The organism is Paenibacillus sp. Dod16, assembly GCF_049893405.1.
Lineage (GTDB): Bacteria > Bacillota > Bacilli > Paenibacillales > Paenibacillaceae > Paenibacillus_AQ.
Genome location: NZ_JBNDYG010000055.1, coordinates 31,824 through 43,620 on the forward strand (window position 1 = coordinate 31,824; position 11,797 = coordinate 43,620).

Consider the following 11,797-nt stretch of genomic DNA (forward strand, 5'->3'; position numbering starts at 1 on the left):
GAATTTTGCATCTGTCCCTACATATATTGTTAGCAATCGATCCGATAAGGATATAAGGGAGTGGACAGATGTGAGGACACAGCTCAGACGGAAGGAAGAAATCGGATATATCCGCGAGGCGGGACGTATATTGGCTGCGTGTCACCGTGAAATAGCGAAAGTCATCAAACCGGGAATCACAACGAGCGAGATCGATGCCAGGGTCGAGAGATTTTTGGAGAAGAATGGGGCTTTGCCCGAGCAAAAAGGATATAAAGGATTTCCATACGCCACTTGTGCATCAGTCAATGAGGTGGTGTGTCATGGATTCCCCGATCAGCGGCCGCTGCAATCCGGGGATGTTGTGACCATTGATATGGTGGTGAATAAGAACGGGTGGCTGGCGGATTCCGGCTGGACTTATGCGGTAGATCGGGTTTCAAGGGAAGTAAACCAGCTGATGCAGCACACCCATGAAGCGCTGTTTAAAGGGATCGAGGCTGCTCGGCACGGCGCAACCTTGGGCGACGTAGGTTATGCCATTGAGCAGGTTGCCGAAAGGGAAGGCTACGGGATCGTCAAGTCGCTTGTCGGTCATGGCATCGGCCGCGCTATCCACGAGCCGCCCGATGTCCCGAACTACGGCATTCCAGGAAGGGGTCTTAAACTCAAAGAAGGAATGGTCATTACCATCGAACCCGTTTTTACCCTGGGCCCCTCGGGTGCCGTGTTCTGGGGGGATGACGGCTGGACCATTTCCAGTGCGGACGGATCGGTGGGCGTCCAGTATGAGCATACGATTGCTATTACTCGTGGAGAAGCTGTTATCCTGACGGATTAAGATGCCGAAAAATATACCATAATAATAGGAGGCTTACTTCGTGAGGCATCAGGGCTTTTCGAAGGAGACCTCCTTATATCATGGGTGCCCAGATAAATGGGGGACGGCTGCATATAGATTCAAAAGGCGGAAATGACTGTATATATAGCTATGAAGGCTGTCGCTGACAGGGTGTGAAGAATGTCGAATGATGGGTCGCGGGATGGTGGATACGGTTTGAAAGCGATTGCAAAATCAGTAACGGCGCGACTTTGACGACTTTTCGAACAATTTGTGAACTCCCTGTGAATGATTGACAAAAGCAACCCATGAACTTATATTTAATAAGTGATTGCTTTAATTGACAGGATTACTTCATCCGTGATTGTGCAGGTAGATTACCGCTGTTTGCGCCGGATGGTAGTCTACGAAAATCGGAAAAGTGGGGTAGATCAATGATGAAACGGTGGCAGGCTGTAAAGCGTCTTCTTCCTTTGATGGCCATGTTTGCTTTGGTGTTATCCGGCTGCGGCCGAGAGGATTTGTCGGTCTTAAGACCACAAGGTCCGGTAGCACAAGGTCAACTGGATTTAATTAAGCTCTCCATTTCGATTATGATCGTCGTAATGGTTGTGGTATTTGGAATCGCCGCATACGTGCTTGTTAAATTCCGTCGAAAGAAGGGACAAGATGAAATTCCTGAGCAAGTAGAAGGTAACCATAAGCTGGAGATTATTTGGACGGCGATTCCGCTGCTCTTGGTACTCGTGCTTGCAGTTCCTACTATTCAAAAGGTATTTGCTTACGGAGAGAACGACTGGAACAATCCAGATGCAGTTAAGGTGGAAGTTACTTCTCATCAGTTCTGGTGGGAGTTTAATTATCCAGACTACGGCGTAAGAACCGCTCAAGAGCTGGTTATTCCTGTAGGCAAGAAAATTGCTTTCCAATTAAAAACGAATGATGTGCTTCACTCCTTCTGGGTACCATCGCTCGGCGGCAAGATGGATACAAACACAGAAGGCAGCGTTAACTACATGACTCTGGTTGCTGACAAAGCAGATACATACATTGGTAAATGCGCAGAGTTGTGCGGTCCTTCTCACGGGTTCATGGAATTCCGGGTGAAAGCGGTTGACGATGCGGCATTTGACAAATGGGTAGCGGCATTTAAAGAACCTGCTGTGCTTCCTGCGGATGCGGCACTCGCCGAGAAATTCAAGACCAACTGCCTTTCTTGCCACGCTGTAGGCGACCAAGGCGGAGCGATGGGTCCTAACCTGACCGGCATTGGATCACGTGAGACGATTGCGAGTATCTTGCTGAACGACATAAGCGGCAAACCAGGCACGAAGCCTACGAAAGACAACCTGGTGGAATGGCTGATGGAGCCTCAGGCTGTAAAACCTGGCAACACGATGCCTAATCCGAAGGATCTCGGCTTCAGTGACGAAGAAATCGAGCAGATTGCCGATTACTTGGCCAATTATAAGTTGGATTATTAATACAGCAGCAAGAACTTTAAAAGGGGGTACAAACCTTGGCTCACGCTCATGCTCAAAGCCATAGCGTCAAACGCTACACGGGGTTAATGGATTGGCTTACAACCGTTGACCACAAGAAAATCGGGATATTATACCTGATAGCGGGCGGCTTCTTCTTCGGGATTGGCGGTATTGAAGCGATTCTGATTCGCTTGCAGCTGATCAAGCCGATGAACGATCTGGTATCGGCTCAAGTATTTAACGAATTGATTACAATGCACGGAACGACGATGATTTTCCTTGGTGTTATGCCAGTTATCTTCGCCTTGATGAACGCGGTTATTCCGCTTCAGATCGGTGCACGTGACGTCGCATTTCCATTTTTGAACTCGCTTGGATTTTGGACGTTTTTGTTCGGTGGACTTTTGCTCAATCTTAGCTGGATTATGGGCGGCGCGCCTGATGCGGGCTGGACATCCTATACACCGCTTTCCACAAATGACTATTCGTCCACGCACGGTGTAGACTTTTATACCATAGGTCTTCAGATTGCGGGTCTGGGTACGTTGATCGGTGGTATCAACTTCCTGGCTACCATCATAACGATGCGTGCACCTGGAATGTCCTTCATGAGAATGCCAATGTTTACATGGACGGCTTTCATTACATCGGCCATGATCCTGTTCGCATTCCCTGCCATTACGGTAGGTCTCGTGTTGCTTAGCTTTGACCGTTTGCTAGGTGCCAATTTCTTTGATGTTGCGGCTGGCGGTAGCTCCGTATTGTGGCAGCATATTTTCTGGATCTTCGGTCACCCTGAAGTCTACATTCTGATTTTGCCGGCATTCGGTATTATTTCAGAAGTTATTCCGACATTCTCTCGTAAACGTTTGTTCGGATACAGTTCCATGGTATTTGCAACCATCCTGATCGCCTTCTTGGGCTTCATGGTTTGGGCTCACCATATGTTTACGACAGGTCTTGGTCCTGTAGCGAATGCGCTCTTCTCCATCGCAACGATGCTGATCGCCGTTCCTACCGGTATCAAAATCTTTAACTGGCTCTTTACGATGTGGGGCGGTCAAATCCGCTTTACCAGTGCAAACCTGTTCGCGATCGGTTTCGTACCGACGTTCGTTATGGGTGGAGTTACCGGCGTCATGCTGGCATCTGCTCCGGCAGACTTCCAGTTCCATGATACGTACTTCGTTGTAGCTCACTTCCACTACGTTATCGTTGGTGGTCTGGTATTCGGTTTGTTTGCCGGACTCCACTACTGGTGGCCAAAAATGTTCGGTCGGGTATTGAACGAAACGCTTGGCAAATGGACGTTCTGGTTGTTCGCAATCGGCTTCCATATGACATTCTTCGTACAGCATTTCCTTGGATTGCTGGGTATGCAGCGGCGGATTGTCTCTTATCTGCCGAACCAGAATTTTGACGAGCTTAACTTTATCAGTACCATCGGCGCAATCTTGATGGGGATCGGCGTTCTGGCCTTCTTGGCAAACGTTGTTATCACTTCGAGAAAACCGGTCGGTGCTCCGGCCGATCCATGGGAAGATGGCCGTACGCTCGAGTGGAGTATTCCTTCTCCACCGCCAGAGTACAACTTTAAGCAAATTCCGCTTGTTCGCGGCATTGACGCTTATTGGAAAGAGAAGATGGCAGGCAATAAAGAGATGACACCATCCGAACCGGTTGGTCCGATCCACATGCCTTCGCCAAGCATCCTTCCGTTTGTAATGTCACTGGGTCTGTTTATCGCGGGTCTTGGTTTCATGTTTAGCACGGAGGACTTCTCCAATTCGTTCATGAGCTTAATCTTCAATAAATATATCGTTCTGATTGTTGGTCTTCTGATTACGTTCGCGGCAATGATCACTCGTTCCCTGTACGATGATCATGGATATCACATCGAAGTTGAAGAACTGGAAGGGGAGGGTAAAGCATGAGTCACGCTGAACATGTAAACGGCGAACTTCCTCACGAGCCGGAGAAGGCAACACTCGAAGGCCGTAATAAGGTTCTTGGTTTCTGGCTCTTCCTCGGTGGAGAGGCCGTGCTCTTCGGTACGTTGTTTGCAACGTTCCTGGCGCTTCGCGGACAGAACAATGAAGGCCCAACCGCAGCTGAGCTGTTCTCTCTGCCGATTACGGCAGCGGCAACGTTGATATTGCTTGTCAGTTCCTTGACCAGTGTGTTCGCTATTCAGGCGCTCCACCGTCACAATATCGAGAAGCTGAAGTTGTGGCTGATCGTAACCGTTGTTTTGGGTCTTGGGTTCCTTGGCCTTGAAATTTATGAGTTCTATGAATATGTTGTGCATGAATCGTTTAACATGAAGACGAGTGCATTCTCGTCTGCATTCTATACGCTGGTTGGCTTCCACGGTGCCCACGTTGCGTTCGGGGTTGTGTGGATCAGCCTGTTGATCGCTCAGCTGTACAGAAAAGGGTTAACCGTAGTTACAGCACCTAAGGTATATGTTTCTGCCATGTACTGGCACTTTATCGACGTTGTATGGGTGTTCATCTTCTCGGTCGTATACCTTCTTGGAAAGGTGGGCTAAGGAATGACTGCGAATCAACAATCTAATGAGGGGCCTACAGTAAAACACCGCCATCGTGTGGAAGGCCCTGAGAAACACATTGTTGTCTTTATTTTCTCGATCGTCCTGACTGCGATTGCTTTTGCGGCTGTCGCAGCCGGTGGCATCAACACAGCATTTACGATCATCATTTTGCTGGTTATGGCTGTATTGCAGGTGTTCGTGCAAATGGGTTACTGGATGCACTTGAAGGACAAAGGGCATCTGATGCCAATCCTGTTTATGATTGGCGGCTTCTTCGTAGCTAGTACCTGTATTGTCATGGCACTGTTCTGGGTTTGGTGGTAAAATGAAAAAGAGGTGGGCTCTTCAGCCCCCTCTTTTTTTAAATCGTAGGAAGGTGTCACAATTTCGACAGAATTTAACCCGTTAAGGGGAGGTTTTTGCATGCTGGGCTTAGAATATTTTAGTTTTGCAGATAAATGGAGTCCCTTGTTCCTGGCATTTATGCTGCTCGTAACAGCAGGCTACTTCCTGTTGACCGGGCCGCTGAGCAGTAGATTCGAAGGGAGCGCTCCAGTTTCCGCAGGAAGGAAAACGCTGTTTGTAGGCGGTATGCTTACGTTCTATCTTGCGCAGGGTGGACCTATTGAACTGCTGGGGCATACGATGTTCTCGTTTCATATGGTCAGTATGGCCATGTCCTATTTAATGGCGATGCCGCTCTTGATTCTGGGTATTCCTGTCTGGATATGGCGTGCCTTCGATAAGGTCAACCCGTTTAAGAAGCTCGGTTTTCTTGCGCGTCCGATCGTTGCCGCCGTTCTGTTTAACGGTTTGTTTTCTTTTTATCACGTCCCGGTTATCCATGACTTTGTCATGTTGAACTTCTGGGTGCACCGTTTGTACTATTTGATCCTGTTCATCGCCTCACTGTTGATGTGGTGGGCTATCATTAACCCGATTCCGGAGAAGGACAAGTCCTCAGGACTTTTGAAAATGGGATACATCTTTCTCAACATGGTATTGTTAACTCCGGCGTGTGCGCTCATTATATTCTCGAGCGAGCCAATGTACGCAACGTACAGCGATCCGGTGGTATGGGCGAAGGCGATGGGATACTGCGTAGCTGGCGATACCTCGGCATTGCTTAGCCAATTTGGCGGACCTGAGTTCTTCGGTTATCTGGAGCCTGCGATTGACCAGCGGGTAGGCGGGATCATCATGAAGTTTTTCCAAGAGATTATTTTTGCCTCGATGCTAGCTTATGTGTTCTTTCATTGGTACAAACGAGAAAATCAGGAAGACGATCCTTTGCCTAGCGAGATTCCTCCCGGCAAGCTCAATCAGGCGTAAGGGGATTATTGAAGGGGGATCCATATGGATTGGTTTTTTATATTTCCCACGGTCAGTACAACGTTTATTGTCATCAGCGCCGTGTTGGTAGCGATTGGCTGGGGTCTTATCATTAAGGGGAAGCGCGAAGCCCACAAAAAGGTAATGATCTGGGCGGCCGTCGCAGCCGTCATCTTCTTTATCATCTATTCCTCGCGCACCGTATTCATCGGGAATACGTCATGGGGTGGTCCTGATGATCTGCAACCGTATTATCAGGTTTTCCTGGTCTTCCACATTGTCCTGGCTACCGTCGCAGCGGTATTCGGGATCACGACATTGACCCTCGGCTTCAAGGAGAAGTATTCCAAGCACCGCAAATGGGGCAGAGTCACGTCGATCATCTGGTTCTTTACCGCCATTACCGGCGTAGCCGTGTATACTTTGCTGTACCTGTTATATCCGGGCGGGCATACTCAGCCTGTATGGAAAGTGATATTTGGAATGTAAGCGTGGGAGAACACCCGTCAGAGGAATCTGGCGGGTGTTTTTTGTTTGCGCGGCTCAATTGTGAGGGCAGGGGAGGGGGAGTGTATCCGCTCCGGTCGCTGTTGAAACCAGGAAACTGGGATTAGACGAGATGGATGTTTCCCGGTTTCAAAGGCGAACGCCAGGTCTCCTCCGCGGCTACACTCCCCTTGTGCAGGAAGCTCTTGAATGAGCCGCCATGGGGTAGTGACACCCGTCAGGAAGCCTCGGACAGGTGTTTAGAGAGTGTGAGGGCAGGGAGGGGGAGTGTATCCGCTCCGGTCGCTGTTGAAACCAGGAAACTGGGATTAGATGAGATGGATGTTTCCCGGTTTCAAAGGCGAACGCCAGGTCTCCTCCGCGGCTACACTCCCCTTGTGCAGGAAGCTCTTGAATGAGCCGCCATGGGGTAATGGACACCCGACAGGCATCTCTGCCGGGTGTTTTTTTACAACTTCTATTGACACTGTTTATATACACACTATATACTGTGTATAAAGATATACACAGTGAGCACAGTAATCACACTAAGCACAGTGAAACATAACTGCGATGATAACGAAATGAATATATGAAGAAATGAAAGGGTGAGCTGCATTGCAACAAGTTCTCCATAATGCGATGAAGATCGTCAAGAAAGACTTCGCTAGCGACAAGCTGCAAATTGTATGGAACATAATGTTTATGGTGTATATGGGGTTTGCCACCAGCGTTATCATTGACAATCAGTTTGAACATTTGGATGAGTACATTAATCCACTGATTGACTTTCTATTGGTATTCTACGCTCCGTTGCTGGGATTCCTTTTTAGCAGGAGGTCCTTCCGGTATCTGAACGAGGATTCATACACCCGGATGCTGTATTTTTATCGGAGTATACCGGTACCAGCCTCGGCCATCTTCGTAAGCCGGATCATGAACTCGCTGATCGCTTTCTTCATAAACGGCATCGTATTATTTGGAGTCATTTATGCGATAGGCAATCATATTAGAGCCGCGATGGATATCCCTAGTTATATTGCATTTATACTGACCTGGATGGGCATCGGATTTTTAATAACAGGACCCTATATTTACTGGGAAAATATGTGCAGCGGTAAGAGGTACTTCGGGATTTCTCTTCTGCTGATGGTGCTAACCTCCGGAACGGCCGTTATGCTTAGTTTGCTGGGTTACAGCGTATTCGATTTCGTTGTGAGAGCCTCCATCAAATGGGGCCTGCTATCTCCGGTCATGTGGGGATCGCTGATGGTTGGACTGGCGTCTATGCTGCTTATGAGCAAATTAACCTACATTCGGCAGCAGACCAGAGACTTATCATGAAGAATATGAAGATGAATCCGTATGGAATAGCAATAGGACGGGTTTATGTACAAGAGAAAAGCGAGGTGATAAAAGGTGCGAATTCCGATTCAGATCAACGAAAATAGCGCAGAGCCTTTATATCACCAGATTGAAACACAGCTGCGCTCGCTCATTATTAGCGGTCAGATTGAGGAGGGAACGTTATTGCCGTCCATAAGGGAATTTGCCGGGAATCTGAACTGTAGTGTCATTACGGTACGCAGGGTGTATCAGGATCTTGAGAATGAAGGGCTGCTGCGAACGAGGCAAGGTACGGGAACCTTTGTGGCCGGTGTCGGGGATCAGGCCCGTGAACAGTATAAACGCGATGCGGTTATAGAGGCGTTAAAGATAGCAGTCGAAAAAGGGCTTGCCGTTCAGTTTAACGAGGATGAATTGAAGGAACTGTTCATGGAAGTGATTCGGGAAATATTCGATGCAAAAGGAGGTCGTTAACACGTCATGGAACCACATATCATTGAATTTCGTAATGTCATTAAACGACGGAGAACGAAAACCATCGGCCCGATCGAATTGTCGATTCCTCAAGGATATATTGTTGCCCTGGTGGGACCTAACGGCTCGGGAAAAAGCACGCTGCTGAACATGATGATGCAGACCGTGTTTCCGGACGAAGGGGAGATCACCTGGTTCGGCGAGTCTTACCGGGGAGAGCTTCCGGTCTCGATCCGTAAACAAATGGGATTCGTTCCTGAACAGTTGAGTGTAGAGGAGCAGCATTTGACGGTAGATGAAGCGGCCAGCTTTCGCGCATCCTGGTATGACACTTGGGACGGTTATTTTTTCGATGAGCTGCTATCCCGGTTCGATGTCCCGCGAGGCGTAAAACTGCGCAAGATGTCCAAAGGGGAACGACGCAAGTTCGAGATCGCCGCTGCACTTGCACCAAGGCCCAAGTTCTTGCTGCTGGATGAACCTTCTTCCGGTCTCGATCCTTTCGCTTGGAAGCTGATGATCGACCAGCTGCACAAAGTGATGAAGTCCATGGATACAACGATCGTGCTCTCAACCCATGTTGTGGATGAAATCCGACGTCTGGCGGACTACGTCATACTCATTCATCATGGGAAGCTGCTGGGCATGGTGGAGAAGGACTCGCTGCTGGATAACTGGAAGGAGTGCTGGATACAAGGGGATGCCTCCATTGTGGAGGAGCTGCCGGGTATTCTGAGTTACAAACAAGAGACAGCAACAACGATTTCTTTTATAACGACGGAATGCTTGGAAGTGGAGAAGATCCTGCAGTCTGCAGGCATACCGTTTATTCAGACCCGTTCCCTGGAGCTGGATGAAGTGCTTCGATTATGGATTGACGGAAACATTCCTGCCAACGTGCAGAACTAGGATAGAGAGGGGTTTTTACGATATGCAACGCTTGCAATTAGACAATGTAGTTAAGATTTATGCGGACAAAACGGCAGTAAACCGGATTTCGCTTCAGGTTGAGGAAGGTGAAATCTACGGACTGCTTGGCGCGAACGGCGCCGGCAAAACAACCACCATGCGGATGGTGCTTGGGTTGATCTACCCGGATGACGGGACGATTCTGTATAACGGAAAGCCGTATAACAAGGAACTGCGACATATTATGGGTTACTTGCCGGAGGAGCGCGGGTTATACCCGAAAGTGAAAGTCAGCGAGCAGATTTCCTACTTGGCACAGCTGCGGGGCATGTCCGCGAAAGACGCGGACAAGAGTCTGAAATATTGGCTGGAACGGTTTGAAGTACCTGACTATTATGATAAGAAAATTGAAGAACTGTCCAAAGGTAACCAGCAAAAAATGGGATTTATCGCGGCGGTTGTTCATGACCCGCAAATTCTGATTTTGGACGAAGCCTTCAGCGGTCTGGATCCGGTGAACGTCGAACTTCTGAAATCAACGGTAAAAGAACTACGCGACAAAGGCACGAGCATTCTGTTCTCCACCCACCGGATGGAACATGTCGAGGAGTTGTGTAAGAACATTACGATTCTGCATCGCTCCAATACGGTAGTGAAGGGGAACCTGAAAGATATCAAATCCAAGTATCCTCGAGAAGAAGTGGTGCTCGGTACGTCCGGTGAAGTCCTTGGTCTTGAAGCCCTGCCAGGCGTAACGGCTGTGGAGCGGACAGAGGACGGCTACTCCATCCGGATCAGCCAGGTTGATGCAGCGCAAGAGATTTTGAATACAGCCATGTCGCAAAGCACGATCCATCGGTTTGAAGTGAAGGAGCCGACACTCAATCAAATCTTCATAAAGGCGGTAGGTGAATCCAATGAATAATATGTGGACTGTTATCCGATTTACGTTCATGAATAAAGTAAGAACGAAGTCCTTTCTTGTTTCGACCTTGATATTTGCACTCATTATTACCATCGGGATCAATCTTCCTTTTCTGATTCAAATGTTTACGGGAGATAAGGCGGGCTCCGAAGAAACCACCCGCATCGGACTGGTTTACGGACAGGAGCAAATGCTTGCCGAACAACTGGAAACCACTTGGAGTAACCTGCCGTCAACTTCCTATGAATTTGTAAAATATGAAACGGCTGATGAAGCCGCTCTGAATAAAGACATTAAAGATGGCGTTATCGAGGGTTATCTGAAATTTGAAGCAAAAGAAGGCAATGCATTCCCGACGGTGGTCTACAGCTCTGAAGACGAGGCCATGAGTCCGGAACTGCAATCCAACCTGCAAGCAGCTCTGCAAGTGGCGAAGACGCGCAGCATTGTAGACGGACTTAATTTGTCCGATGCGCAGATCAATGAGCTGAATACGCCGGTTCAGATTGATGCTCGGGGTATCGATCCTACAGAAACGGGTAACGCGGACGGAGCTTCCGGAGAGAAGGAAGGGGCTTCCGAGGTTATTAACTACATTGTCGTGTATGCACTGATTATTCTCTTCTTCTTTACTTTGATGGGAACAGGTAACATGATCGCATCTGAAGTAACGACAGAGAAGAGCTCCCGCATCATGGAGATTTTGATTACAAGCGTATCTCCGCTGAGCCAAATGTTTGGTAAGGTTATTGGCATGTTCCTGCTGGGACTGTCGCAGATCGCGGCATTCGGTGTTGTAACCGCCGTGAACCTGATGCTGCCGCACAATATGGATACATTGAAGGACATGAATCTCGACCTGACGGCGATCGACCCGATGCTTCTGGTGTTCGGTTTAATCTTCTACATCCTTGGTTATTTCTTGTACGCGATGCTCTATGCGGCCATTGGTTCGATCGTCAGCCGTACCGAGGATTTGGGGCAGGCGGTTATGCCGATCACGATGCTGTCGCTGGTGGCATTCTATATCGCGATCTTTAGCTTAAGCGCTCCAAACTCGATGCTGATGAAGGTATCCAGCTACATTCCGTTTATCTCGCCGACCACGATTCTGGTTCGCATCGGACTTGGAGATATCCCAATCTGGGAGATCCTGCTCTCACTGGCGATCCTGATCGTATCCATCCTCGTCTTTGGCTGGTTGGCAGCGAAAATCTATCGGACCGGTGTCCTGATGTACGGCAAACGCCCTACGTTCAAGGAGCTTAGAAAAGCGATGAAAGCTTATAAGATGTAAGTATAAAACACGGAAGATAATGTGAGTAATGGTTATAATTGAGATTGATTTTATTAATAATTGAGATTTATTATATCTTTTAAGTGAGACCAATTTAAAGACTAGTTTAATCAGACCCCTGATTTCACTAGTCTTTTTGTCTTACTAAGATATGTATCGTTCTTGCTTT

12 protein-coding genes are annotated in these 11,797 nt (G+C 48.3%); all 12 read left to right on the forward strand.

The genetic code is table 11. From position 1 onward, the window contains the following. Positions 1-70 precede the first annotated feature (70 nt). The 12 genes from map (at position 71) to ACPV3A_RS31570 (ending at position 11,628) form a co-directional block, all read left to right on the forward strand. Positions 71-820, forward strand: a complete 750-nt coding sequence (map, locus tag ACPV3A_RS31515; RefSeq protein WP_216532624.1) for a type I methionyl aminopeptidase — start codon at positions 71-73, stop codon at positions 818-820. Between the two features lie 434 nt (positions 821-1,254). After that, complete coding sequence (gene coxB, locus ACPV3A_RS31520; protein WP_100540082.1) at positions 1,255-2,304, forward strand: cytochrome c oxidase subunit II; 1,050 nt, start codon at positions 1,255-1,257, stop codon at positions 2,302-2,304. A gap of 86 nt (positions 2,305-2,390) precedes the next feature. Further along, positions 2,391-4,238 carry a cytochrome c oxidase subunit I gene (gene ctaD / locus ACPV3A_RS31525; protein WP_426203656.1) on the forward strand — a complete coding sequence of 616 codons (1,848 nt, stop codon included), beginning with the start codon at positions 2,391-2,393 and terminating at the stop codon, positions 4,236-4,238. Then, entirely contained in the window at positions 4,235-4,855 is a 621-nt protein-coding gene (locus tag ACPV3A_RS31530; protein WP_009590523.1) for a cytochrome (ubi)quinol oxidase subunit III, read from the forward strand. Before ctaD ends, ACPV3A_RS31530 begins: the two co-directional genes overlap by 4 nt. A 3-nt stretch (positions 4,856-4,858) precedes the next feature. After that, entirely contained in the window at positions 4,859-5,182 is a 324-nt protein-coding gene (locus tag ACPV3A_RS31535) for a cytochrome C oxidase subunit IV family protein (protein WP_071222061.1), read from the forward strand. A gap of 99 nt (positions 5,183-5,281) precedes the next feature. Next, complete coding sequence (ctaG, locus tag ACPV3A_RS31540) at positions 5,282-6,190, forward strand: cytochrome c oxidase assembly factor CtaG (protein WP_426203645.1); 909 nt, start codon at positions 5,282-5,284, stop codon at positions 6,188-6,190. Between the two features lie 24 nt (positions 6,191-6,214). Continuing rightward, positions 6,215-6,679: a DUF420 domain-containing protein gene (locus tag ACPV3A_RS31545; RefSeq protein ID WP_098741840.1), complete on the forward strand. Its 465-nt coding sequence runs from the start codon at positions 6,215-6,217 to the stop codon at positions 6,677-6,679. Between the two features lie 615 nt (positions 6,680-7,294). Further along, a complete protein-coding gene (locus ACPV3A_RS31550; RefSeq protein ID WP_426203648.1) occupies positions 7,295-8,020 on the forward strand; it encodes a hypothetical protein in 726 nt (241 codons plus the stop codon). Between the two features lie 75 nt (positions 8,021-8,095). Continuing rightward, complete coding sequence (locus ACPV3A_RS31555) at positions 8,096-8,497, forward strand: GntR family transcriptional regulator (protein WP_119850108.1); 402 nt, start codon at positions 8,096-8,098, stop codon at positions 8,495-8,497. Positions 8,498-8,503: 6 nt separating this feature from the next. Continuing rightward, complete coding sequence (locus ACPV3A_RS31560) at positions 8,504-9,406, forward strand: ABC transporter ATP-binding protein (protein WP_194540816.1); 903 nt, start codon at positions 8,504-8,506, stop codon at positions 9,404-9,406. Positions 9,407-9,428: 22 nt separating this feature from the next. Further along, positions 9,429-10,331 (forward strand): ABC transporter ATP-binding protein, encoded by a 903-nt coding sequence (locus ACPV3A_RS31565; RefSeq protein ID WP_426203651.1) that lies wholly within the window; start codon positions 9,429-9,431, stop codon positions 10,329-10,331. Further along, positions 10,324-11,628, forward strand: coding sequence for an ABC transporter permease (locus tag ACPV3A_RS31570; RefSeq protein WP_426203654.1), 1,305 nt, complete (start codon positions 10,324-10,326; stop codon positions 11,626-11,628). Before ACPV3A_RS31565 ends, ACPV3A_RS31570 begins: the two co-directional genes overlap by 8 nt. Positions 11,629-11,797 lie beyond the last annotated feature (169 nt).

Bases quoted from the DNA above. Each gene is read 5' to 3' on its own strand.
- ACPV3A_RS31545 (WP_098741840.1), top strand. From the start codon at position 6,215: ATGGATTGGTTTTTTATATTTCCCACGGTCAGTACAACGTTTATTGTC.
- coxB (WP_100540082.1), top strand. From the start codon at position 1,255: ATGATGAAACGGTGGCAGGCTGTAAAGCGTCTTCTTCCTTTGATGGCC.
- ACPV3A_RS31530 (WP_009590523.1), top strand. From the start codon at position 4,235: ATGAGTCACGCTGAACATGTAAACGGCGAACTTCCTCACGAGCCGGAG.
- ctaG (WP_426203645.1), top strand. From the start codon at position 5,282: ATGCTGGGCTTAGAATATTTTAGTTTTGCAGATAAATGGAGTCCCTTG.
- ACPV3A_RS31560 (WP_194540816.1), top strand. From the start codon at position 8,504: ATGGAACCACATATCATTGAATTTCGTAATGTCATTAAACGACGGAGA.
- ACPV3A_RS31570 (WP_426203654.1), top strand. From the start codon at position 10,324: ATGAATAATATGTGGACTGTTATCCGATTTACGTTCATGAATAAAGTA.
- ACPV3A_RS31565 (WP_426203651.1), top strand. From the start codon at position 9,429: ATGCAACGCTTGCAATTAGACAATGTAGTTAAGATTTATGCGGACAAA.
- ACPV3A_RS31535 (WP_071222061.1), top strand. From the start codon at position 4,859: ATGACTGCGAATCAACAATCTAATGAGGGGCCTACAGTAAAACACCGC.
- ctaD (WP_426203656.1), top strand. From the start codon at position 2,391: ATGGATTGGCTTACAACCGTTGACCACAAGAAAATCGGGATATTATAC.